The 24,571-nt window shown below is 33.0% G+C and carries 22 protein-coding genes; 10 read left to right on the forward strand and 12 right to left on the reverse strand.

Annotation, left to right across the window (positions count from 1 at the left end):
* On the forward strand, positions 1-337 hold a 337-nt coding region (gene grdA / locus DES33_RS08225), incomplete at its 5' end, for a glycine/sarcosine/betaine reductase complex selenoprotein A (protein WP_094203378.1).
* Positions 338-529: 192 nt separating this feature from the next.
* Here grdA (DES33_RS08225) and DES33_RS08230 read toward each other — a convergent pair.
* Positions 530-1,663, reverse strand: coding sequence for a YkvI family membrane protein (locus DES33_RS08230; RefSeq protein WP_110058672.1), 1,134 nt, complete (start codon positions 1,661-1,663; stop codon positions 530-532).
* Between the two features lie 262 nt (positions 1,664-1,925).
* Positions 1,926-3,314, reverse strand: a complete 1,389-nt coding sequence (gene selA / locus DES33_RS08235; protein WP_110058673.1) for an L-seryl-tRNA(Sec) selenium transferase — start codon at positions 3,312-3,314, stop codon at positions 1,926-1,928.
* Positions 3,315-3,644: 330 nt separating this feature from the next.
* Between selA and DES33_RS08240 the strand changes: the two genes are divergently transcribed.
* The 7 genes from DES33_RS08240 (at position 3,645) to grdD (ending at position 10,361) form a co-directional block, all read left to right on the forward strand.
* Complete coding sequence (locus tag DES33_RS08240) at positions 3,645-4,019, forward strand: GrdX family protein (RefSeq protein ID WP_094205388.1); 375 nt, start codon at positions 3,645-3,647, stop codon at positions 4,017-4,019.
* Positions 4,020-4,040: 21 nt separating this feature from the next.
* Positions 4,041-4,361 (forward strand): thioredoxin TrxA, encoded by a 321-nt coding sequence (gene trxA, locus DES33_RS08245; protein ID WP_002835444.1) that lies wholly within the window; start codon positions 4,041-4,043, stop codon positions 4,359-4,361.
* A gap of 99 nt (positions 4,362-4,460) precedes the next feature.
* Positions 4,461-5,753: a glycine/sarcosine/betaine reductase component B subunit gene (locus DES33_RS08250; protein WP_110058674.1), complete on the forward strand. Its 1,293-nt coding sequence runs from the start codon at positions 4,461-4,463 to the stop codon at positions 5,751-5,753.
* A 59-nt stretch (positions 5,754-5,812) separates the two neighbouring features.
* Positions 5,813-6,289 (forward strand): glycine/sarcosine/betaine reductase complex selenoprotein A, encoded by a 477-nt coding sequence (grdA, locus tag DES33_RS08255; RefSeq protein WP_080545251.1) that lies wholly within the window; start codon positions 5,813-5,815, stop codon positions 6,287-6,289.
* An 18-nt stretch (positions 6,290-6,307) separates the two neighbouring features.
* Positions 6,308-7,618 (forward strand): glycine reductase complex selenoprotein B, encoded by a 1,311-nt coding sequence (gene grdB / locus DES33_RS08260; protein ID WP_110058675.1) that lies wholly within the window; start codon positions 6,308-6,310, stop codon positions 7,616-7,618.
* Positions 7,619-7,657: 39 nt separating this feature from the next.
* Positions 7,658-9,205: a glycine/sarcosine/betaine reductase complex component C subunit beta gene (gene grdC, locus DES33_RS08265; RefSeq protein WP_110058676.1), complete on the forward strand. Its 1,548-nt coding sequence runs from the start codon at positions 7,658-7,660 to the stop codon at positions 9,203-9,205.
* Positions 9,206-9,215: 10 nt separating this feature from the next.
* Positions 9,216-10,361 (forward strand): glycine/sarcosine/betaine reductase complex component C subunit alpha, encoded by a 1,146-nt coding sequence (grdD, locus tag DES33_RS08270; protein WP_110058677.1) that lies wholly within the window; start codon positions 9,216-9,218, stop codon positions 10,359-10,361.
* 160 nt (positions 10,362-10,521) lie between these two features.
* On the opposite strand, the gene DES33_RS08275 is transcribed toward grdD, so the two are convergent.
* Both DES33_RS08275 and DES33_RS08280 read right to left on the reverse strand, forming a co-directional pair.
* Positions 10,522-11,394: a YitT family protein gene (locus tag DES33_RS08275; RefSeq protein WP_094205383.1), complete on the reverse strand. Its 873-nt coding sequence runs from the start codon at positions 11,392-11,394 to the stop codon at positions 10,522-10,524.
* A 102-nt stretch (positions 11,395-11,496) separates the two neighbouring features.
* The gene (locus DES33_RS08280) at positions 11,497-12,282 is read right to left on the reverse strand and encodes a PfkB family carbohydrate kinase (protein ID WP_094206881.1); all 786 of its coding nucleotides are present in this window, start codon (positions 12,280-12,282) and stop codon (positions 11,497-11,499) included.
* Between the two features lie 146 nt (positions 12,283-12,428).
* On the opposite strand from DES33_RS08280, the gene murC reads away from it, so the two are divergent.
* Together murC and DES33_RS08290 are read left to right on the forward strand one after the other, a co-directional pair.
* Positions 12,429-13,814: a UDP-N-acetylmuramate--L-alanine ligase gene (murC, locus tag DES33_RS08285; RefSeq protein ID WP_110058678.1), complete on the forward strand. Its 1,386-nt coding sequence runs from the start codon at positions 12,429-12,431 to the stop codon at positions 13,812-13,814.
* A 1-nt stretch (position 13,815) separates the two neighbouring features.
* Positions 13,816-14,745 (forward strand): linear amide C-N hydrolase, encoded by a 930-nt coding sequence (locus DES33_RS08290; RefSeq protein WP_110058679.1) that lies wholly within the window; start codon positions 13,816-13,818, stop codon positions 14,743-14,745.
* Between the two features lie 100 nt (positions 14,746-14,845).
* Here DES33_RS08290 and DES33_RS08295 read toward each other — a convergent pair whose 3' ends face one another.
* The 8 genes from DES33_RS08295 to DES33_RS08330 all read right to left on the reverse strand — a co-directional run bounded on the left by DES33_RS08295 (position 14,846) and on the right by DES33_RS08330 (position 24,376).
* A complete protein-coding gene (locus tag DES33_RS08295; RefSeq protein ID WP_110058680.1) occupies positions 14,846-16,126 on the reverse strand; it encodes a dicarboxylate/amino acid:cation symporter in 1,281 nt (426 codons plus the stop codon).
* Between the two features lie 347 nt (positions 16,127-16,473).
* On the reverse strand, positions 16,474-17,841 hold the full coding sequence (locus DES33_RS08300; protein WP_110058681.1) for an MATE family efflux transporter: 1,368 nt from the start codon (positions 17,839-17,841) through the stop codon (positions 16,474-16,476).
* A 19-nt stretch (positions 17,842-17,860) separates the two neighbouring features.
* A complete protein-coding gene (locus tag DES33_RS08305) occupies positions 17,861-18,706 on the reverse strand; it encodes a DegV family protein (protein WP_094224451.1) in 846 nt (281 codons plus the stop codon).
* A 12-nt stretch (positions 18,707-18,718) separates the two neighbouring features.
* Positions 18,719-19,480 (reverse strand): FAD-dependent thymidylate synthase, encoded by a 762-nt coding sequence (thyX, locus tag DES33_RS08310; protein ID WP_110058682.1) that lies wholly within the window; start codon positions 19,478-19,480, stop codon positions 18,719-18,721.
* Positions 19,480-20,868, reverse strand: coding sequence for a cysteine--tRNA ligase (gene cysS, locus DES33_RS08315; RefSeq protein WP_110058683.1), 1,389 nt, complete (start codon positions 20,866-20,868; stop codon positions 19,480-19,482). Before cysS ends, thyX begins: the two co-directional genes overlap by 1 nt.
* A gap of 8 nt (positions 20,869-20,876) precedes the next feature.
* Positions 20,877-22,346: a glutamate--tRNA ligase gene (gene gltX, locus DES33_RS08320; RefSeq protein WP_110058684.1), complete on the reverse strand. Its 1,470-nt coding sequence runs from the start codon at positions 22,344-22,346 to the stop codon at positions 20,877-20,879.
* Positions 22,347-22,431: 85 nt separating this feature from the next.
* Positions 22,432-23,829 (reverse strand): MATE family efflux transporter, encoded by a 1,398-nt coding sequence (locus tag DES33_RS08325; RefSeq protein ID WP_110058685.1) that lies wholly within the window; start codon positions 23,827-23,829, stop codon positions 22,432-22,434.
* 1 nt (position 23,830) lies between these two features.
* Positions 23,831-24,376, reverse strand: coding sequence for a GNAT family N-acetyltransferase (locus DES33_RS08330; RefSeq protein WP_110058686.1), 546 nt, complete (start codon positions 24,374-24,376; stop codon positions 23,831-23,833).
* Positions 24,377-24,571: the final 195 nt, after the last annotated feature.

The raw sequence follows: 24,571 nt of genomic DNA on the forward strand, positions 1-24,571 counted from the left end.
CGCAGGAGCTATGGACTTAGAAAACCAAAAGAGAGTTAAAGACTTCGCTGAACAATACGGAGCTGAAAACGTAGTGGTTCTTCTAGGTGCCGCAGAAGCTGAAGCTGCAGGTCTTGCAGCTGAAACAGTAACAGCAGGTGACCCAACATTCGCAGGCCCATTAGCAGGCGTTGAACTTGGATTGTTAGTTTACCATGTTGTTGAAGAAGAATGTAAAGAACAATTCGATGCTGACGTTTATGATGAACAAGTTGGTATGATGGAAATGGTTCTTGACGTTGATGAAATCGCTGAAGAAATGAACGATATCAGAAGCGATTATTGTAAATTTTTATAAAATCTAACATTTCACTTAAAGTGAATATTCTTCTTATTATTATTTAAAAAGAAAACAGCCTTTAATTAGGCTGTTTTTTTGTTGGATGTTCGATTTTTACAATAAATTATTTTGTTATTTATTTATCTGATTAATAGTAAATTTTTATAAATAAACTCATTAAAAGGTCAGCAAATAATCGCTGACCTTTATTTAATCTTCAAATTCAATATTATTTCTTTGTGCTGCTTCCATTCTTTGTTTTTTAGCTTTTCCAGTTGCACTTCTTATAATCATCCATGCTAATAGAACCATTCCTATATATCCATTAACAACGTAAACGATGTTTACTAATGAGTCAAACTTCAAAGTCAATCCAATGATCGCCCCAACAATACCAGCTATTAAAGTAAATAATTTGTATTTCTTAGTTCCTTCATCAAAGAATCTTCCTGTCACAGTCCATAACAATGGAACAGATGTTGTAAATATACCCAACATTATAAATATTGAAAATATTGTTGCAAGAACTGGATGAATTTTACCTGCTAAAACCAATACTGGAATTTGTGAATCGTACAAATCAGGAATTGATAAAATAATTGCTATACTCATGATGAATATTGCAACTGAGAATCCTGTAGATCCCACGAAAACTCCAGCTTCTGCATCTTTTAAGCTCTTTGCCTTGTTTCCTACTTCTGCCAAGAAAGCAACTAGCCATATCATATTAAACCCTACATATGATCCAGCTGCTAGGAAGAAGTTCTTACTAGCTACTTTAATTTCTCCACTGTTAACTAATTTTTCGATTAGATCAAGACTTGATTGTAAATTACCCATATTCATGAATATAGAAATTATCCCAATTACTATTGCCATTATCGCAATAACTGGTCCAATCTTACCGATAACATCTACAATCTTACCTAGTCCAAGCATTACAACTAAAATAACGGCTGCAGCCATAATAGCACCACCAACATATTTTGGGGCATTAAAGTGTTGAACAGCTGTCGCTTGTGCACCGGCAATCATAACTGTATAAGATAAGAAAATAAAAAATACTGCGTAGTAATCTACTACAGCCCCTATCTTATTTCCACACATCAATTTATAAATTTGGTTTGGTTTTTCAAATTTTGAATAATAACCGTCGTTTAAAAATGATAATCCTGCAAACGTAAACAGCCCAAAACAAATCATAATTCCTATAAGTCCATATAGTCTATATGAAGAAAAGAATTGTAAAATTTCTTGGCCCGTTGCAAATCCAGAGCCTATAAGTAATGCGATAAACGCTCCAGCATAGGTGATTACCTGACCTATGTTATACTTTTGTTTCATAATTTACCTCCTATTGATTTTTCTTCTGATTGACATTATTTAATGTGTATCGTTTTCCAAAAAATGCAAAGAGTTAAATATTATTAACTTAAAATTTTTACATTAAAACAATAAACAATAAAAAAACAAGGATCAAATCCTTTTTAGTCATTATAACATATTAATTCTAACTTTGTAAATATTTTCCTACATTTTTTCTAAATTTTTTGTTCAAATAGTCAAAAATCCCGAATTAAAAATCCGGGATTTTCCTCATAATTCTCTACGATAAATTAGATTTTATTACATTTACAATTCTTTCAAAATCTTTTTCAAAAACACACCTTAAATCCATGAAGAATGTATCATCGTGAACAGTTCCAATAATATGTTCATCAGATAGTCTAAGTCTACGTTCAAATTCTGATACTTTCATTTCTGGTTTTATGGCAATAGAATACGAGTTTAGTCTGTCTAATGGGTATGCCCCACCTCCAACTTCACTTTGAGATTCCACAATTTCCATATTCAAGTCCACTTCTTTTTCTATCATAGATTTAAGTTTTTCTGCTTTTCTAAGAATTTCTTCTTTTGGCATGGATATCATCTTCAATGTTGGGATATTTGCAATTGCCTTTTCATCATCTAAGTAGAATTTTAGAGTTTCTTCCAAAGCACCTAGTGTAAACTTATCAACTCTAAACGCTCTTAATAATTGATTTTTCTTGATTTTAGATATCAATTCTTTCTTTCCAACAATAATTCCCGCTTGAGGTCCACCTAAAATCTTGTCACCAGAGAATGATACCAAATCAATTCCTTCATTTATACAATCCTTCACAGTTCTTTCATAACTAAGTCCAAACTTTGACAAATCTATCAACGAACCTGAACCCAAATCTTCTATTAAATGTATGCCTTTTTCGTCACACAAATCTCTCAATTCATCTCCACTTACACTTTCGCTAAATCCTACTACAGAATAATTGGAAGTATGAACTTTCATTATAAGAGCAGTTTCTTCATTAATATTATCTTCATAATCGTATAAATGTGTTTTGTTAGTTGAACCAACTTCTACTAATTTTGCACCAGATTTTTCCATAATTGAAGATATTCTAAAAGATCCCCCGACTTCAACAAGTTCTCCTCTACTTATAATAGCTTGTTTGTTTTGAGCTAAAGTATTTAAGGCAAGAAAAACAGCAGCCGCATTATTATTTACAACTACAGCATCCTCTGCTTTTGTGATTCTTTTTAAAAGTTCTACAGCATGAACATATCTGGAGCCTCTTTTGCCTTCATCTAAGTCATACTCTAAGTTAGAATAATTACCAGCGATTTTACATAAGTTATCTACAACTTTTTCATTTAATAATGATCTACCAAGATTTGTATGTAAAATAACTCCTGTTGCATTTATTACTGGTTTCAATGATGGAGAAAAATTTTTGTCCATCAGTTCAAATGCCTTATCGACAACATCTTTGTTATAAAAATCAAACTCTTCTTTATTTAATATTCTATTTCTAAAAAATTCTATGGATTCTCTCACAGAATCTTTAATTAAACTTTCAGGATATTCTTCATAAGCCTTTAAAATTTCTTCCGATTCTAAAATTTCTGAAACTTGAGGAAGTTTCTTGAACATTTCTTGTAAGTTAGCTCCCATTTTTTTGTCCTCCATTTTCTTCTATATATTATATACGTATTTGACATTAACTTATGAGTAAATTATAATATAAGAGCAGAGAATTGTCTATCATATAGCGATTGGAAGATCGTAATCGCTTTTTAAATCAGAATAAAATTCGGATTTTTTATTTACGTTTTAATGTTTTGGTTTTAACAAATTAAATTTCATTTGATAAAGTAATTTGTGATTTTTTATGAGCGGTTATTATGATTTCCTATATATGATTACATTTGAGTGATTTTGTTATATAATAATATTGAGCTAGAAAATAGCTTATAACGAATCAAAAGATAGGTAGGGTAAAAGATGTTATTAATCACAAACAATGAATTTTTTAAAGATGCTATCAAAAGGAATGATGTAACAGTTGAATACATTGATATCGACTACATCGGAATTTTGAAAAAAGCTCGCGATTTAATTCATCAAAATTATCGCCTAGTCACTCACCCACTTTATGGATCAGTAAAACCAAACGAAACTGTTTTTAGATCTGTTATTTTGGAAAAGGGTGACAAATTTGATACTGATTCTTTGATGATGATTGAAGAATCTATCAACACTGCAACTAAGTTTATGAATATTTCTAAACCAAAGCGTTGGCCGCCTGAAATCTTAGATGATTTCAGAGTTGTCGATTTCGACATCATTAGTCAGACTTTGGATAGAATATTAATATAAAAATTTTAGGAGGCATTTGAAATGTTAGAATTAGACAAAAAAACTTTTGAACCAGAAGTATTAGAAGCTGAAGGATTAGTATTCGTAGACTTCTGGAGTGACGGATGTGAACCATGTAAGGCACTTATGCCAGGCGTTCATGAATTAGCTGAAAAATACGGTGACAAAATTAAATTCTGTTCACTAAACATTACTTCAGCTAGAAGAGTTGCTATCAAACAACAAGTATTAGGATTACCAACTATGTTAATGTACAAAGACGGTCAAAAAATTGATGAAATCAATAAAGATGACGCTAATTTGGAAAACATAGAAGCAATGATCCAAAAACACTACAACTAATCTAAAGCTAGATTAAAGTAGAAGTAAATTAGTTAAAAACTCATTAGGGGTCACTCCCCTATTGAGTTTAAATAAAAAATTATTATAGGAGGTTAAGATATGCGTCTTGAATTAGGTAAGATTTTTATTAAAGACATCATCTTTGATGAAGGTGAGTCAAGAATCGAAGACCACATTTTGTATCTTAATAAGAAAGAATTAGCAGATGTATCAGGTGTAGCTGATGATGAACACTTAGAATCAATTGATTTTGATATCGCTCATCCAGGCGAAAGCACTCGTATAACACCAGTTAAGGATGTTAACGAACCAAGAGTTAAAGTTGAAGGTGGAGAAATATTCCCAGGAATATTAAACAAAGTTGATCCTGTTGGTTCAGGTAAAACTATCGCCCTTAAAGACATTGCTGTTGTTACAACAGGTAAAATCGTAGGATTCCAAGAAGGTATCATCGATATGTCAGGTTTAGGTGCTGAATACACTCCATTCTCTAAGACAGTTAACTTAGTAGTAACTATCGAACCAGTTGAAGGTGTTAAACAACACAATCACGAAGCTGGCGTTAGAATGGCTGGTTTAAGAATCACTGATTTCATCGGTAGATTAGCAAAAGATTTAGAAGCAGATGAATGGGAAACATTCGAAACTCTTCCAATCTTAGAACAAGTTAAACAATATCCAGAATTACCAAAAGTTGTATATGTTTACATGTTACAAACTCAAGGTTTATTACACGACACTTATGTTTATGGAGTTGACGCTAAGAAAATTATTCCAACTTTCTTATACCCAACTGAAATCATGGACGGAGCAATTTGTTCAGGTAACTGTGTAAGTGCTTGTGACAAAAACCCAACTTACGTTCACTTAAACAATGGTGTAATCAGAGAATTATACAAAGAACACGGTAAATCAATCAACTTCTTAGGAGTTGTAATTACTAACGAAAATGTATACTTGATGGATAAAGTTAGACACTCTGACATGACTGCAAAACTTTGTGAATTCTTAGGAGCTGACGCTGCTATCGTATCACAAGAAGGTTTTGGTAACCCAGATACTGACTTAATCATGAACTGTAAGAAAATTGAAGGCAAAGGAATCCAAACTGTTATCATCACTGATGAATATGCAGGACGTGACGGTGCTTCTCAATCATTAGCAGATGCTGACCCGGCTGCAAACGCAGTAGTAACTGGTGGTAATGCTAACCAATTCATCACTTTACCAAAGATGGACAAAGTAATTGGTCATATCCAATTCGTTGACACTATCGCAGGTGGATCTGATGGAGCATTAAAAGATGACGGTACTATCGAAGTAGAAATCCAAGCAATTACTGGTGCTACTAACGAAACTGGATTCAACAGATTAACAGCAAAAACTTATTAATTAATATAAAGAAGATTTATTCAAAACTAAATAAAATATAAACTTAAGAAAGGATAATTATGGGATTTTTAGAAAATAAAAAAGTTATCATAATTGGAGACCGTGACGGAATTCCAGGTCTTGCAATTGAAACATGTGTAAACACAGTTCCTAACACAGAAGTAATTTTCTCATCTACAGAATGTTTCGTCTGAACTAGTGCAGGAGCTATGGACTTAGAAAACCAAAAGAGAGTTAAAGACTTCGCTGAACAATACGGAGCTGAAAACGTAGTGGTTCTTCTAGGTGCCGCAGAAGCTGAAGCTGCAGGTCTTGCAGCTGAAACAGTAACAGCAGGTGACCCAACATTCGCAGGCCCATTAGCAGGCGTTGAACTTGGATTGTTAGTTTACCATGTTGTAGAAGAAGAATGTAAAGAACAATTTGATGCTGACGTTTATGATGAACAAGTTGGTATGATGGAAATGGTTCTTGACGTTGATGAAATCGCTGAAGAAATGAACGATATCAGAAGCGATTATTGTAAATTTTTATAAAGAAAGGAAGTAAGCTTAATGGATAAAATTAGAGTTGTTCATTATATAAACCAATTCTTCGCTGGTATTGGTGGAGAAGAAAAAGCTGATACAAAACCATTTATAGCAGAAGAATTACCTCCTATCTCAGCTCAATTAGATAGCAAATTGGGAGATGAGTTTGAAGTAGTTAGAACTGTAGTATGTGGTGACTCATATTTCGGTGAAAATATGGAATCTGCTCAAAAAGAAGTATTGGATATGATTAAAGAAGCTAACCCAGACTTCGTAGTAACTGGTCCTGCATTCAACGCTGGTAGATACGGTGTTGCGGCTGGTACTGTTGCAAAAGCAGTTAAAGATGAATTAAATATTCCTGTATTAACAGGTATGTATCCTGAAAATCCAGGTGCAGATATGTACAAAAAGGACGTTTATATCGTAGAAACTAAGAATAGTGCCGCTGGTATGAGAGACGCTATGAAGAAAATCGGTAAATTAGGTCCTAAGGTTGCTAAGGGAGAAGAAATTGGATCTCCTAAAGAAGAAGGATATATCGAAAGAGGAGTTCGTGTTAACTTCTTTGCAGACAAAATCGGTTCTCAAAGAGCTGTTGAAATGCTTATTAAGAAAATTAATGGCGAAGAATTCGAAACAGAATATCCAATGCCTGCATTCGACAGAGTTGAACCTGGTAAAGCTATAAAAGATTTATCAAAAGCAAGAATCGCTCTTGTAACTTCTGGTGGTACAGTTCCAAAAGGAAACCCAGACCACATCGAATCATCTTCAGCAACTAAATACGGTGCTTATGATTTCCACGGAATCGACGATTTAACAGCTGAAAACTCAGAAACAGCTCACGGTGGATACGACCCAGTATACGCTAACGAAGATGGAGACAGAGTTACTCCTATCGATGTTATGAGAGAATTTGAAAGAGAAGGAGTTATCGGTTCATTACACGAAACTTACTATACTACAGTAGGTAACGGTACTGCCGTAGCTAACGCTGATGCTTTCGGTACTGAAATTGGTGAAAGATTATTAGCTGACAATGTAGACGCAGTTGTTCTTACTAGTACCTGAGGTACTTGTACACGTTGCGGTGCAACGATGGTAAAAGCAATTGAACGTACAGGACTTCCTGTTGTTCATATTTGTACAGTTACTCCTATCTCATTAACAGTAGGTGCTAACAGAATTGTCCCAGCTATTGCGATTCCTCACCCATTAGGAAACCCAGCATTAACTAAAGAAGAAGAATATAGTCTTCGTAAAAAGATTGTTATGAAAGCATTAAACGCTTTAACTACAGAGGTAGAAGATCAAACAGTTTTTGAAGACTAATTCAAATATAAATAAATAATAAAGGAGAATAGTTAACAGATGAATTTTCCAGTATTAAAGGGAGCTGGCTATGTATTAGTCAACACTCCTGATATGATTATCCAAAACGGATCAACATGTCAAACTGAAAGAGTAGTAAACCCAGATTCTGAATTCTTAAAAGAAGTTGGAAAACACATTAGAAGTTTTGATGAGGTAGTAAAATATCTTCCTAACCAAGTTTATATAGGAAATGTTTCTCCTCAAGAACTTGAAAATTACGAAATGCCATTTACTGATCACTCTTACGAAGAAGGTAAAGCTGATGGTAAAATGGGTAAAATCGTAAAACAAGACGTATTCATTGCCCTATTACAAATGTGCGATGCATTCGACTTAGTAAAACTTTCTGAAGAATTCGTAAACGAAATTAAACCAGTTATCGAAGAAGAATATCCTATTTTAGAACCATATTTTGGTCACCTAAAAGGATCTGATATTTCAAATGCTCAAGAATTATTCGACACTCACATGGCAGAAGCTTTATACCATGACGGAAAAGTTTGTGGTTATATTAAAGCAGCTCATGATATCGACGTAAACTTAAGCGCTCACACAATGTTCGAAAACTTAGTAGTAAAAGCTTCAGGTGTATTAGCAGCTGTAGAATTAGTTACTAAGAATGACATTAACAGAGATGATATAGATTATGTAATCGAATGTTCAGAAGAAGCCTGCGGAGACGTTAACCAAAGAGGTGGCGGTAACTTCGCTAAATCTATCGCTGAAATCGTAGGATTACAAAATGCAACAGGCTCTGATACAAGAGGATTCTGTGCAGCTCCTATTCACTCATTAATCGAAGCAAGTGCTTTAGTTAAATCTGGTGTTTATAAGAATGTTATGGTAGTAGCAGGTGGTTCAACTGCTAAATTAGGTATGAACGCTAAAGACCACGTTAAGAAGGGCTTCCCAGTTCTTGAAGACGTAGTTGGTGGATTTGCAATTTTAATCTCAGAAAATGATGGTGTTCACCCAGTATTAAGAACTGACATCGTAGGACGTCACACAGTTAAAACTGGTTCTTCACCACAAGCAGTTATCTCAAGCTTAGTATCTCATTCATTAGAAGAAAATGGATTAAAGATTACTGATGTAGATAAATACTCTGTAGAAATGCAAAACCCAGATATCACTAAACCTGCCGGAGCTGGAAATGTTCCTGAAGCTAACTATAAGATGATCGCTGCCCTTGCTGTTAAACAAGGAGACTTAGACAGAAAAGAATTAGCTAATTTCATTAAAGAAAAAGGCTTAGTAGGTTGGGCTCCAACACAAGGACACATCCCATCAGGTATTCCTTATGCAGGACATGCTATTAAAGACTTAACTGAAGGAGATTACAACAGAGTAATGTTCGTTGGTAAAGGTAGTTTGTTCCTAGGTAGAATGACTAACTTATTTGATGGTGTATCTATCGTTATGGAAAGAAATGATGGTAAAATGGAAGATGAATCATCAGTTTCATCTGAATCAGAAAAGGATCAAATTAAGAAAGTAATCGCAGAATCCATGAGAAAACTAGCTGAAAATCTTTTAGCAGAATAGAGGTGTAGACATGGATAATAAAAAAATTTCCGAAGTATTTCTTGAAATATCTGAAGCTATCGAAAGCGGAAAATTTGGTAAGAAAGTAAAAATCGGTCTTACTACTTTAGGTAGTGAACACGGTGTTGAAAACATGAAAAAAGCTATTGAATTAGCTGATTCTGATCTTTTTGAAGTAGTTGTTATCGGTGAAAAAGTTGATGACGAACATGAAACTTATGAAGTTGATAACGATGAAGATATGTACAAAAAGATGGAAGAATTACTTGACAGTGGCGAAATTCAAGCCTGTGTAACTCTTCACTACAACTTCCCTATCGGTGTTTCAACAGTTGGTAGAGTAATCACTCCTGGTACTGGCAAAGAAATGTTCTTAGCTACTACTACAGGAACTAGTGATACAGAAAGAACAAAAGCTATGGTAAGAAATGCAGTTGCAGGTGTTATCGCAGCTAAATCTTGTGGTATCGCAAAACCAACAGTTGGTATTTTAAATATCGATGGTGCAAGACAAGTAGAAAAAGCTTTGAAACACTTCAAAGACAACGGATTCGATATCGAATTTGCTGAAAGCCAAAGAGCTGATGGTGGTATCGTAATGAGAGGTAATGATCTTCTTATGGGAAGCTGTGATGTAATGGTAACTGATTCATTAACAGGTAACTTATTAATGAAGATGTTCGGTTCATTCACATCAGGTGGTAACTACGAAACTACTGGTTTTGGATATGGTCCTGGTATCGGTGAAGGCTACGAAAGAAATATATTTATAGTATCTCGTGCTTCAGGTTCTCCTGTAGTTGCAAATGCTTTAAAATATGCTTACCAAACAGTAGCTGGTGGAATTGATAACAATAAAAAATCTATCTATAAACAAGCTGAAAAGGCTGACTTCAAAGGCATCTTAGATTCTTTAACTAAGAAAGAAGCTCCAAAGGAATCTTCTGAAGAAGTTAAAATGCCAGACAAAGAAGTTGTATCTGCAACAATCTCAGGAATTGACATTCTTGAAATTGAAGATGCTGTTCAAGCTTTATGGAAAGAAAATATATACGCTGAAAGCGGTATGGGCTGTACTGGTCCAATCGTTCAAGTGTCTGATGCAAACTTAGATAAAGCATCACAAATACTAAAACAAAATGGTTATATAGAATAATTCTATAGGCTTTTAAAAAGATGTGTGATTTTTCACACATCTTTTTTTTGAGCTATTTTAAATTTTTTCCAAATTATTTTTCCCCTACTTTTTTTCCAATAAAAAAACCTCAGACTAAAAGTTTAATCAAACTAGTAATCTAAGGTTATCTTTAATTAAATTATTCTATTATATTTCTCCATCTCCAACCGTATGTTTCACTTGCATTACATACAATAACGAATGCTAATGGATCTATTTCTTGAATGTATTTTTTTAACATAATAAAATCTCTATTGCTTACAACTGTTTGAACGATTTCTTTTTCCATTCCAGAATAAGCACCCTTTGCAGTGTAAATATTAGCAGATCTTGTAAGATTGTCTACTAAGAATTTGCTTACTTCATCAGGCTTTGAAGTAGTAATGGTGCAAAGTTTTGATGTGTTCATACCATTAATAGTAAAATCTATTATTAAACCGTTAAGTACAGTACCTACAAGTGAGTATATAGCTATTTCTGTTCCGTAGGCATACCATGCTGATAATGTGATAAGGAAATCCACCATCAAACATCCTTTACCCAATTCAATTCCCAAGTATTTATTCAATATCTTAGCGAATATGTCAGATCCACCTGTTGATGCGTAATTATTAAGTACAATCCCCACACCTGTCCCGTAAATCATTACTGCGGCTATTAATTGAATCATTTTTCCTTCAAATAATGGTTTTTCCATAGGAAATACAATATCTAAAATCCAAACCAATAAACTAAGTCCCAAAGAACAAATTATAGTTTTAAGTCCAAAAGCCTTTCCAAGCATTATAAATCCTACTATAAATAAAACCGTGTTTATGATAATCAGAATTGGACCCGTTGAAATAGGAACGAAATTACCTATTACAATTGCCATACCAGCTGCCCCACCTAATGACAATTTATTTGGTGCCAAGAAGAAATGAATTCCCAATGCAATAAGGATTACGCCTACTGCCATCATAATTACGCTTTTTCTTTTATTTCTCTTTTCTAAAGCGTCTAAATCAATCATATTATCCCCCTAGTATTTTTATGCAATAATATTATAACAATTGAATATACAATTTACAACGATATATTCATTGCTTTCTAATAAATATTTTAATATTTCAAATTACAAAATATCTATAAATCTTTCTATTGGTAGTCCACGAGCCTTGTCCTTAATATCCAAGGAAAGTTTCAGTAGTTCAGTTGTTTTTAAACTAGCATACTTTGCTGACTCAAATATTGATTTATTTTCTGAATATTGACTTATGAATAATGCCGAGAACAAATCCCCTGTTCCCGCATAAGATGTGTCGATGTATTCATAATATATTTTATCTGATACAAAATTCTCATCCATACAGAAAACAAAATGTTCATTATTTTCTTCTACACTTGTAATAACGGCGTATTTTGCACCCATTTGGATAAGTTTTTCTGCCACATCGTTAATCGGTTCATTCATCTTACAAGTAATCATTCTAGCTTCTGTTTCGTTTGGAATGATTACTGTAGCTATATCTATAAGTTTTCTGAAATTTTCAATATTGCCATCGTCCAATCCGTTATAAAGTTTGCCATTATCTGCCATAATTGGATCAACAATAACATCTGGTGAGTTTTTTTGTTTTTTTATGAAGTTTTTAATTATGTCCACTTGTTTTAAGCTGTATAAAAATCCTGTAGCTATTAAATCGAAACTAAAATCCAATTCTTCCCATACTTTTGTAGCTTGTTTCATGTATTCTGTCGTATCTAATATCGCAAATTTACCATAATCCAAAGTGTTACTCACAACAGCTGTTGGCAAATTAAAAACGCTTTTACCCTTGTTGCTTAGCACAGGAATCATACAACTAAGAGCGACTCTCCCATATCCTGGCATATCGTTTATTAGTAATATATCTTTCATGTTTTCTCCTCCATCTAATTATAACACTAAAACTACATTTGTATATCAAATAAATCTTAATGTTTTTGTAGATTTTTAGGCTCTTAAAAGCTCATTATTTCTCAATTTTTTGTGATATAATATCAGTTGGAAATAAGGAGGGGCTTATGTTCAATTTTAATATAGAAGAGCACAAATTTAAATATATACATTTTATAGGAATCGGTGGAATATCAATGAGTGGTATCGCTGAATTGTTGAACCATTACGGATACAAAGTTTCTGGAAGTGATAGAGAAGAATCCGACGAAACTAATAGACTAAAAAGTCTAGGGATTGAAATATTTATCGGACAAAAAAGAGAAAATATCAAAAATCCTGACTTAATTGTATACACTGATGCAATTTTAGACGACAACGAAGAATTAGTTGCTGCAAGAGAACTAGGAGTAGATGTTGTAAGCAGGGGTGTCTTCCTTGGAGCATTAATGAGAAATTACAAATACTCCATAGGAGTTAGTGGATCTCATGGCAAATCAACTACAACTTCAATGATTGCGAAAATATTAATTGATGCAAAAGTTGATCCGTCTATACTTTTAGGTGGAAAACTTGACGAAATCCAAGGCAATGTTCACTGTGGAAATAGTGAATACATGCTTACTGAAGCTTGTGAATACAAAGCAAATATTCTCAATTACTATCCTTCAATGGCTATTATTTTGAATATTGATGAAGACCACTTAGATTACTATAAAGATTTAAATCATATCGTTGCAACATTCATTGGCTACATGAAAAACTTAGACGAAAATTCCAAAGCGATTATAAATATAGACGATCCAAACTGCAAACCTCTGTTATCTCATATTAAAGGAGAAATCATCACATTTGGTATAGAAAATGAAAAAGCTGATTACAACGTTCACGATATAACTTTTAATGAAAATGGCAATCCTACTTTTGTAATTTCATCTGAAAAATTCTACAAAGATGAAGAATTCTCACTTTCTATAATTGGACGTCATAACATATACGATGCAGTGGCTGCTATTATCGCATGTTACGAATTCCACATCGATATCGATACTATAAGAAAAAATATGAAGGAATACCAAAATCTTCATAGAAGAATGGAAACTGTAGGATTTTACAATGGTTGTGAAATAAAGACCGATTACGGCCATCACCCTACTGAAATCAAAAATACATTAAAAGCATTAGATGAGCACAAAAAGGGTAAATTCTACTGCGTATTCCAACCTCACACTTACTCAAGAACAAAGATGTTATTGGATGATTTTGCCAATGCATTCTACGATTGTGATGAGGTTATAGTAACTGAAATATACGCTGCAAGGGAAAAATTCGACAACAGCATTCATTCTACAGATTTGGTCGAAAAACTAGTTAAAAATGGCGTGAATGCAAAATACTACAAAACTTTTGAAGAGGCACGTGATTATCTTCGTTCTAAAGTTTCTGAGAATGACATGGTATTGACTACTGGTTGTGGAAACCCTGATGTACTTGCGAAGATGATAGTGGAATAATATGTGTACAACAATTATCGTAGACTATCCAAAAGGCTCTGTGATGGCACGTACGCTTGATTTTGAAGTTCCTTTGGAATACAACATGATTTATATTCCAAGAGGATTTCATTATGCTGATGATTTGTATCACAAACCTATGCGTTCAAAATATAAAATGATGGGAATGTGTTTTAGAAATCTGTACCCTATCAAAGATGGTGTAAATGAACACGGACTGTGCGGTTGTACTAATATGTTTATCGCTAATAATTTGTTCAGCAATCATCCAGTTGAAGGAAAAATAAACACAAATTCACTAGATTTTATGAATTTTGCACTTGGAAATTACAAAACAGTTGAAGAATTGTTGAATGATTTGGACAATATTCACCTAGCTAACAAAGATGTTGATGGAAATTCTGTGATATGCCCTGATTTCCACTTCATGTTTGTCGATAGAACAGGTGATTCAACAGTATTGGAATATAAAAACCATAAATTAATCCCATGTGGAGACAATCCCAAAGTAATGACTAATTCTCCAAAATATTCTTCACACGTAAAAAGATACGAAAAATCCATCGGAGATTTATCCAAATTCAATCAAATAAAAGATTTGACGGGAGCTTATGATCCAGTAAGTAGATTTATCAGAGCAAAATACATCCTATCAACTCACAAGAAATCAAATAATGTAAATGAAGCATACTCATCTGCATTTAGCATATTAGAGCCTCTAAAAATCACTGAGGGCTTTTTTAAGAACGATTCACACGATTACTATACATTCACTAGGTATATAAGTGCATTCGACACACAGACAGCTTCTATGGCTGTTAGAACGCATTCTAATACTCAAACATATTTGATAGATTTTAATGATATACCTAATGAAAATGAAATATACTCATATTATTTCGAAAACAAATTAGAATTTAAGAGAATTTAAAAGATAGGCTTGGTTTAGGCTATCTTTTGTATTTTTGTAAAATTAAAATCAAAAAAATAGAAGCTTTTTGATTTTTCAAAATAGCTTCTATTTTTTTCAATTATGCATTGAATTTTTCTAAATCTAAATCGTGTTGCATTGCTGCTACCATAACACCAGTAGATCCACCTGCGTGAACGTTAGTTGAAGTACGCGCCATATCTGCAACACCTTGGATTGGGCTTAGTACCAAAATCATTTCAACTGGTAATCCCATTGTAGCAAAAATAGCTGTTGCTTGAATAGTTCCTGTTCCTGGTACTCCTACTGTTCCCATTGATGCGAACAAGCATGAACCAACCATGATAAGGTATTGAGTTGCTGAGAACGGAATATTAAGAGCGTTGATTGTGAACATGGCTAATAAAATTGGCCAAACAGCTGCACAACCTGGCATACCAAATGTTGTACCAATTGATGCTGCAAATGATGCAGTTTCTGTAGGTACACCCATATCTTCTTGTTCTTTAATATTTGCTGGCAAAGATCCAATTGAACTTTGTGTAGTAAATGCTATCAACCATGCTGGGAAGAATTTACGTTGGAACTTGAATGGATTGATGTGTGCAATCAAACTCATCATAGCTGATGTAGTGATGAATGTGTGGAACAAACATGCTACATAAACCATTAATAATAAGAATAATAATGATTTAACGAATGATAAATCCAATGTAGCAACTTGATTTGCTAATAATGAAAGAACAGCATAAGGAGTAAATTCGATGATTTCTCCAATAACTTTGTTCATTACTTTGTTACCAGCTTCTACAAAATCCATGAATGGTTTAATTTCTTCTTTGTTAGTATATCTAAGTACAACAATACCGATAATAATTGCAAAAATTACAATTGGAACGATTTTGTTGTGACTCATACTGTCGATGATATTCTTAGGGAAGAAACTTACAAATACATCTGCAAAAGGTGGAACTTCCTTAACCTTATCTGCAACATCCATTTTAATGTTGGCATTCATTCCTATGTTTACTAATTTACCTAAAATTATAGACAATATAGCAGCTAAAACATTGTGTAAAGCTAAAATTATAATTGTTTTGCCACCCATTGATCTTAATTTTTCTGAGCTTTCCAAGGATGCAACTGTAGTTATAATTGAGAATAATAATAGTGGAATTACAAATGCTTGTAATAAACTTGCAAACACACGACCAAATATTGCCACATAGTCAGTGCTTCCTTTGAAAATAAGTCCTACTATAGCACCCATTGCTGTAGCTAATAAAATTCTAATCATGAATGAAGTACCTTTTTTCTTCAAACGATCGATAACTACGCACAATAAGAAAGCTACAACTAAAGCGATTAAGCTTTTAATCATTTCAACATCTCCTTTATATATTTTTGTCACACTAATCTTATCATATTGTCTTATAATAGACAATGATATTTAATTGATACTATCGTTTTCACCATGTCTTATTTATTGTATTATCCTATATATCAATTTTCTCTGTAAATTCTGAGATTTGTTCTGTTTTTTTCAAAATTTATATAAATGATGGTTTGATAAAGATTTTAAAATCATTTTACAATTTATGCCAGTTATCGTTAATATGTCAACGTTTTTTTGTTTGTTTTACTTAGAATTGAAATTTACAAATATTATTTAATTTTTGTAATATATAGATTTTCTCAATAAAAAAAGACCGATGTTAAACATCAGCCTTATCTTTCCCATCTACCTCGTTTGTAAATAATAAATCCCACAATAACTGTCAGAGCATTTGACACTAACATTGATATCCATATTCCTGTAGAACCAAGATTTGTCAAGCTCTTAAGTATCATAATAAGTGGAAGTCGAAGAACCCACAATCTTGCAAGTGACAAATACATTGTAAGCTTTGTTTTCCCAACACCTTGGAAGAAACCATTAATTGCTGAGAAATATCCCATGAAAAATGTAATTATCGCTGAGAAGTACATGTACTCACTCGCTTGTCTCCAAAGTTCAATATCTGAACGATCTTTGATGAATATGGATAGCAATTGATCTTTGAAAAGCAAAATAATTATCGCAGAAGCCAAAGAGAAGAAAGTTATTATAATATTTGCACGTTTGAAAATATCCTTGCTTCTTTCTTTTTTACCTGCTCCAATATTTTGTCCTGTAATTGATGTCAACGCCATTCCAATTCCTATAGCTCCTTGATTGAATATATCGGACAATCTGTTGCCCATAGAAAATGCAGCAAGTGTAGTTGTACCATATGATTGGATAAATCCATTAAGAACAGTAAACCCAATAGCTTCCCCACTTGATCCAAGTGAAGCTGGGATAGCGATGGAGAAAATGTGTTTGATAATTCCCATATCTAGTTTGAAGTTTTTGAAACTAACTTCGATTTCAGATTCTTTTTTGACAACTATTATCGCAAAAACTACAAGCAATACTTTGGATAAAACTGTAGCCCATGCAGCACCTGCAAGACCCAAGTTGAGTCCTGGGATTCCCAAAACATTATCAAAAATAAAGAATGGATCTATAACGACGTTTGTCACAGATGAAATTGTCGATATAATTGTCATAGATTTCGTTCTTCCTTGAGAATTGAGTATCGATTGATATCCAAAAAATATCATATCAAACAATAGCCCTACAGAGTTTATCGCAAGAAATATGTATGATTTGTATTCAAAGCTTCCTGTTGCTCCCATCCATCTTACAATAAATGGTGCGGTAATTACACCTAGAATGCTAAAGATAACTCCAAGTACTGTGGTAAGTATTAAAGTATGCACAGCGTATATTGAGCAGTCTTTTAATTTTCTAGCTCCAAGTCTTTGACTCATTAAAGAAGTAGCTGCCACACTTACTCCAAGTCCAACTGCTATAAACAAATACAGCACAGGCCAAGTAAAAGATGTCGCAGCATAGTCTTCAGAGCTAATTCGAGCTACATATATTCCATCAGTTATACCATAAAGGGTTTTGATTAGATTACTAATCATCAATGGGATACTTAATTTAAAAATCACATCCGTGATGTTTCCATTAGTAATAAATTCTATATTGCTTTTTTTGTTTCCCATTTACTCGCCCCCTATTAATTTATAATTTAAAATAACCTATTCCAAATAATCCTGGTCCAGTGTGAATACTCAATGTAGGTGCAATTTGTCCTTCGTAGTAGAACTTTGCTCCTTCAATTAAATCCTTCATGCTATCCCTCGCTATTTCCATAGCATTTTTATTGTCGCCATTCAATAAAACCAAGTAATAATCTTTGATACCATTTAATTCTTTTTTTACAATATCAATTGCATGATTAATGTTCTTCATTGTGCCACGATTTTTTTCTACTGTATAATATTCTCCATCTTCATTACAAGATATTATAAGTTTCAAATTTAATAAATTACCGACGATCCCAGTAATTTTACCTATTCTACCACCTAAAGACAAATATTTTAAAGTATCCAAAGTTATAACTGGTACTGAATCTTTGATTTTTGATTTCATTGTTTCTATTATAGATTCTAATGAAAATCCTTCATCAATTAATTTTCTCGCAAATATTGCAAAAAATCCCGTACCAATTGAAATATTTTTTGAGTCAAATACTTCTACTTGCACATCTTCCACTTGGTCTTTCGCAAGCATAAATGCATTGTACATTCCACTTAGTTTTGAAGAAATGGAAATGCATATTATCTTGTCAAACCCCTTGTTTTTTATTTCATTTAATTTATTAACGATATCTCCAAGAGATGGGATGGATGTTTTTGGAACTTCTCTATCTATATTTTCGTATATATATTTCGGATCAACAGTATAATCATCGTAGGATACATCTGAGTAGTTTATTTGAAGTGGCATCAATTCAATGCCGTATTCTTCTGCTATTTTTGGTGTAATTTCACTACCTGAATCTGTTAAAATTGCTATCTTTCCCATAATATCTCCTAACTAGTCAAGGCTATTAAAATATTCTCTAACTTGTTTTATTTTACCACAAGTCATCTTTCCTTCTGGACAACTTCCTTTAACACAACCTGGCCCTGCTTTTTTGAAAATTTGTGGACACACTTTTTTAGCTTCAATCAGCATCAGTGTAGCCATTTCTCTTATTTCCCATTGGGCTCTTTGACAGCATCTTGCTTCAAAGAAATGTAACAATTCACGAGCGTTCATTGTCATGACAATTTTAGTCTCAGTTGCATTTGAAAAAACATATCTCGCATCTTCAATGGAGCTTTTTTCTGACATTGATTTTGCTTTTTTCTCGTCAACACCAGATTCGATTAATCTGTCGTATTCTTCTTGTATCAAAATTTCAGTGAGTTCGTTGTATGCATCAATCGTATGCTTCATGTGTCTTTCGTAGATTTCTAAAGCCTTGGGATTATTTTTTATTTTTGGAGGGATAATATACTCGTAATTATTCGCTCTCACATATCGTTGAGATTTTTGCGAGTAGCTTGCTAATCTGTGTCTGACCAATTGGTGGGTCAAAGTTCTAGATACACCCTCTATTGCAAAAGTAAAACTAATGTGTTCAACCGGTGACATGTGTCCCAAATCCATTAATTTATCTATGAAATTTTCTACATTTTCATCAGTTAGTCCTTCTTCAATCTCCATAACAGAACTATCTGAATAGCAAAGTTTTGCACTTGACGCGACAAGTTTTTGTGCATCTGGAGTGTATCTAATTAGATTAACCTTCATTAATTACTTCTCTCCCATATAACTCCATCTCTTGTGTCTTTTAACACAATTCCCATAGATAAGAGTTTGTCTCTTATTTCGTCTGCTTTTTTGAAGTCTTTTTCTTTTCTAGCAGAATTTCTTTGTTCGATCAAATCTTCTATTTCAGAATCCAAATCATCGTCATCTTCTTTGAATAAAATTCCCAAAACATAAGAAATATCATCCATTAATTTCTTAGCGTCAAGCAAGATATTTTTAGATGTATTTTCATTGTAATTTTTGTTGATATATTTAACGAAATCAAATAATACGCTAATTGCATCGGCCGTATTGATGTCATCATCCATAGCTTGTTCGAATTTTTCTCTGAATATTTTTATATTATCATCTTTTTCTTCTTTTTCAGAAGAGTTTCCCAAAATTCTATTTAAGAATTTCTTAGCAGTATACAATCTATCAAGAGAATTTTTCGTAGCAACTAATGTGTCGTGACTGAAATCAATCGGATTTCTATAGTGAACTGATAACAACCACAATCTGATAACTTCCAAATCAAATTCTTTTTCTATGTCTTTTAATAAGAAGAAATTATTCTTTGATTTGCTCATTTTTTCCTTGTCTACAGTTATCATTGAGTTGTGTAACCAATAATTTGCAAAATGAGCTCCAGTGCATGTTTCTGATTGTGCGATTTCATTTTCGTGGTGTGGGAATTGCAAATCTTCTCCACCAGCGTGAATGTCAATAGTGTCACCCAAAATTGATTTACTCATTACAGAGCATTCCAAGTGCCAACCAGGTCTTCCCATTCCCCATGGACTTTCCCAAGCCGGTTCACTTTCTTCTTTTCTCTTTTTCCACAAAGCAAAATCCATTGGATTTTTCTTTTCGCTATTTACATCAATTCTCGCTCCAGCACGTAAATCATCGATATTTTTCTTGGATAATTTGCCATAATCTTTTGCTTTTGTTATATCGAAGTACACATTGCCATCGACATTGTAAGCTGCGCCTTTGTCTTCCAATGTTTTAACGAATTTAATCATTTCTTCAATATACTCTGTAGCTTTTGGATGAATAGTGTCGTCTTCGTCGAAATTAAGTCCCGATACATTGTCCAAATAAGCTTGGATATATTTCTTGGTGATTTCTCTGAAGTCTATATCTTCGTCTTTTGCTTTATTTATGATTTTGTCGTCGATATCAGTGAAGTTGCTTACAAATTTAACATTATATCCTTTGTAAATAAAATATCTTCGCAAAGTATCAAATACCACAATCGGTCTTGCATTTCCAACGTGAATATAATTATAAACTGTAGGACCACATACGTATATACCGACATTTTTTTCTTTTATTGGTTTGAATTCTTCCTTTTTTCGTGTCAGTGTATTGTATAACTTCATATCTTCTCCTATCTATTTAAAGCTTTGTTTATCCTATCTAAAACTTCTTGTTTTCCTAAAACTACCATAATAGAATCCAAGTCTGGTCCGTGAACATTTCCAGTAATTACTGCTCTTGTAGTCATCCACAAATCCTTACCCTTGATTCCTGTTTTCTTTTGAACTCTCTTCATAACTCCTGATGCAAATTCTTTTTCGATTTCATCAACTGATTCGACTTCTTCTTTTAGTGCATTCATCAATTCGTCTAATTTTTCGTAGTTTAGGAATTCCTTAGCATCATCATCCATTTCGTAATCCTTGAACAAGAATTCAACTTTTTCAGTAATTTCTTGTAAATAATCCAACTCTTCTTTGAATAATGAAGCAATTTCTAATAATTTGTAATCTGGATAATCTTCAGAAATCACACCATCTTCAACCAAGTATGGTTTTAACATTGATGCTAATTTTTCGTTTTCTATTTCTTTTATATAATGTCTGTTAATCCAGTTTAATTTTTCTGTATCGAAAACTCCTCCAGATTTTGAAACTCTACTGAAATCAAATTTATGTTCCAATTCTTCCATCGACATAATTTCTTGGTTATCTTCACTTGACCAACCTACTAGTGCAAGGTAATTGTCGATAGCTTCTGGCAAATATCCTTTTTGACGGAAATCTTTGACTGCAACGTCGTCATTTCTCTTAGATAATTTCTTGCCTGATTTGTTCAAAACAACTGGTAAGTGAACGAATTCTGGAACATCCCATCCGAAACATTGATACATATACACATGCTTTGCTGTTGAAGAAATCCATTCATCACCACGAACAATGTGAGTAATTCCCATCAAATGATCGTCAACTACAACTGCGAAGTGATAAGTTGGAAATCCGTCTGATTTTATCAAAACTTGATCGTCCATATCATTAGTGTTGAAAGTAATCTTACCTTTAATCGCATCGTTAAATGTGATTTCTTTATTTTCAGGAAGTTTCAATCTAATAACATATTCTTCGCCATTTGCAATTCTCTTCTTAGCATCTTCAACGCTAATTCCTCTGCAAAGACCGTCATATTTTGGCATCAAACCATCTGCTTTTTGTTGTGCTTTTACTTGATCCAATCTTTCTTTTGAGCAGAAACAATAATATGCGTAACCCTTTTCGATTAATTCATCGATATATTTTTGGTACAAACCTTGTTTTACTCTGTCAGATTGAACGTAAGGGCCACATTCTCCAACTTCAGTTACGTTTCCTTCATCATCAAGAACAACTCCTTCGTCCGGATTAAGCCCTGCCCATTTTAATTGTTCCAATAAATTTTCGATAGCACCATCAACATATCTAGTTCTATCAGTATCTTCAATTCTCAAAAGAAATTTTCCGTTATTTCTTTTAGCATACAAATAATTATATAAAGCTGTTCTAAGTCCACCAATGTGCAAAAATCCTGTTGGACTTGGAGCAAATCTTACTCTTACTTCACTCATAATATCCTCCATAAAAAATAAATTTAACTTATTTTATTATATCACAAATAGCCAAATTCAACATTTATTAATAAACCCAAAGCAATTATTTCGCCAAGTTTTTTACCCAAATTTTCTTTCCAACTAAATACAATCCCAAAATAACCTTGTACAAATCAATCACAGAGATTACCAAATACATCAACACGACATTTAAATCTGTAAATTTTGCCAACAAAAACGAAATTGGATACGAAATTAAAACAATTCCTACAGAATCAAAAAGCAAAGTCAAAATAGTTTTGCCACCACTTCTGAGTGTAAAATATGATGCATTGTATAAAGCAGATATCCACAAAAATGCTCCACCAACTCTAAGCATATTTGTCGCCATCGATTTTACATCATCAGTTGTGTTGTAAAATTCTGGAAAAAGTGGTGCCAAAATAATTAACACGATCCCAACTACAAGTGATAACATAAGTGAGAACACGATTAATTTTCTGTCTGTGTCAACTGCCTCATCTATTTCTCCACTACCTAAAAGTCTACCAACCATAATTGAAATACAATCTCCCATCGCCAAATTAAAAACGATGAAAAGTCCTATAATTGTCTGAGAAATATTGTACGCAGCCAAAGCTTCAATTCCTCTTGTTGAATAAGATTGTGTAATCGCAGCAATCCCCAAAGAATACAAAACTTCATTGATTATCAAAGGGATTCCCGCAACAGTTATATTCTTGAAAAGCCCTGTATCGACATGGAAATTTTTGAAAAAATTAGAATAAAATGTAAATCTAAGTTTGTTTTTGTTTGCAAAATAAATAAACAATGAAAGTTCAACAAATCTAGAAATAACAGTCGCAATCGCAGCGCCCTTTGGTCCTAATGCAGGAAAACCTAAAAGTCCGAAAATCAAAACCAAGTTGAACGCAAAATTTACTAAAACAGTAATAATCGACGTTATCATCGGAAGTCTAGTTTCGCCATTCACTCTCATTGAGGATGAGATGGATTGTGAAAAAGCAAAAGGAATAAATCCTATAGTCATTATCTTGGTATAATCTAGTGCAAACTTCATAGTAGTATTAATATTTTTTACAGTATCTGTATCTGGATTCATAAATAAATACAATAATTTCTCGCCAAAAACCCAGAAAATTAAAACGCTAATCACAGAAACGATAAAAGATAACACCACATCAAAATACAAACAGTTTTGAACATTTTTGTAATCTTTCTTACCTGCAAATTGTGCCGCAAAAATACTAGCCGCTGACACAAGTCCGAAAATTGCCAAGTTAAATACAGTAATCAATTGGTTTGCAACAGAAACTCCACTCATCGCAAAAGTTCCAGTCTGTCCAACCATAATATTGTCCAACATATTTACAAACGATGTAATAAGTTGCTGAATAATAATTGGAATTGCTAGTACCAACACACCTTTGTAGAAATTTTTATCCCCAAAAAACTTATTCTTCTTTAATGCTAAATTCAATCTATCCCTCCTTCAAATTTTCTATGTAATAATAGTTGCAAAGCCTCTTTGTTCCATCAAAGCTTTCATACAGATGTTCACCATAAAATTGGAACCCACATTTTTCAATAACTCTTGCACTCTTTTTATTCTCAACAAAACAACTGCAAGAAACATAATCGTAATCCAAATCATTCATCAAATGATTCACAAAACACTTCACAACTTTTGTCATAATCCCACGATTCCAATAATTTTTATTCAAACTATATCCGATTTCAACTCCAGTTTTACCCTTAAACTGTAATTGTTCATACAAGTAGTCATCCTCATATACCCCAATCATTCCAATCAATTTATCATCCAAATAAATTCCATATTCTAATTTTGAGTCAATAAAATCTCTTAAAATTTTCTTGGATTGTTCGATTGTTTTATGTGGTTTCCATCCCGCAGAGGGTCCCACCTCATTTTGCATAGCGTATTCATAAAAATCTCTCAAATATTTCATTTCCAACGCTTTTATTTCTACATATTCACATTTTAAAATAAAATTTTCGTATTTCATTTTTATCTCCAAATTTTTTCAATCTATTTAATAATATATCTTTAAAAATTGGAAGTCAATCGATTTTAAACTATAATTCTACATAAAAAAAGAGCCCCTGTGACCTGAACCCGTAAACACGGAATAATTTAATAATATTTTAAGCGGAATGTAATCTGTACATAACAGGGGACATTCCGTTTAATTTTGTTTTAA

The sequence above is a fragment of the Finegoldia magna genome (assembly GCF_003182075.1).
GTDB classification, from domain to species: Bacteria; Bacillota; Clostridia; order Tissierellales; family Peptoniphilaceae; genus Finegoldia; species Finegoldia magna.

Coding starts and splice junctions, on each gene's coding strand:
- grdC (WP_110058676.1), top strand. CDS start 7,658: ATGAATTTTCCAGTATTAAAGGGAGCTGGCTATGTATTAGTCAACACT.
- DES33_RS08275 (WP_094205383.1), bottom strand. CDS start 11,394: ATGATTGATTTAGACGCTTTAGAAAAGAGAAATAAAAGAAAAAGCGTA.
- cysS (WP_110058683.1), bottom strand. CDS start 20,868: ATGAAGTTATACAATACACTGACACGAAAAAAGGAAGAATTCAAACCA.
- DES33_RS08330 (WP_110058686.1), bottom strand. CDS start 24,376: ATGAAATACGAAAATTTTATTTTAAAATGTGAATATGTAGAAATAAAA.
- DES33_RS08305 (WP_094224451.1), bottom strand. CDS start 18,706: ATGGGAAAGATAGCAATTTTAACAGATTCAGGTAGTGAAATTACACCA.
- selA (WP_110058673.1), bottom strand. CDS start 3,314: ATGGGAGCTAACTTACAAGAAATGTTCAAGAAACTTCCTCAAGTTTCA.
- murC (WP_110058678.1), top strand. CDS start 12,429: ATGTTCAATTTTAATATAGAAGAGCACAAATTTAAATATATACATTTT.
- DES33_RS08250 (WP_110058674.1), top strand. CDS start 4,461: ATGCGTCTTGAATTAGGTAAGATTTTTATTAAAGACATCATCTTTGAT.
- grdD (WP_110058677.1), top strand. CDS start 9,216: ATGGATAATAAAAAAATTTCCGAAGTATTTCTTGAAATATCTGAAGCT.
- gltX (WP_110058684.1), bottom strand. CDS start 22,346: ATGAGTGAAGTAAGAGTAAGATTTGCTCCAAGTCCAACAGGATTTTTG.
- DES33_RS08290 (WP_110058679.1), top strand. CDS start 13,816: ATGTGTACAACAATTATCGTAGACTATCCAAAAGGCTCTGTGATGGCA.
- thyX (WP_110058682.1), bottom strand. CDS start 19,480: ATGAAGGTTAATCTAATTAGATACACTCCAGATGCACAAAAACTTGTC.
- DES33_RS08280 (WP_094206881.1), bottom strand. CDS start 12,282: ATGAAAGATATATTACTAATAAACGATATGCCAGGATATGGGAGAGTC.
- trxA (WP_002835444.1), top strand. CDS start 4,041: ATGTTAGAATTAGACAAAAAAACTTTTGAACCAGAAGTATTAGAAGCT.
- DES33_RS08240 (WP_094205388.1), top strand. CDS start 3,645: ATGTTATTAATCACAAACAATGAATTTTTTAAAGATGCTATCAAAAGG.
- DES33_RS08295 (WP_110058680.1), bottom strand. CDS start 16,126: ATGATTAAAAGCTTAATCGCTTTAGTTGTAGCTTTCTTATTGTGCGTA.
- DES33_RS08300 (WP_110058681.1), bottom strand. CDS start 17,841: ATGGGAAACAAAAAAAGCAATATAGAATTTATTACTAATGGAAACATC.
- DES33_RS08230 (WP_110058672.1), bottom strand. CDS start 1,663: ATGAAACAAAAGTATAACATAGGTCAGGTAATCACCTATGCTGGAGCG.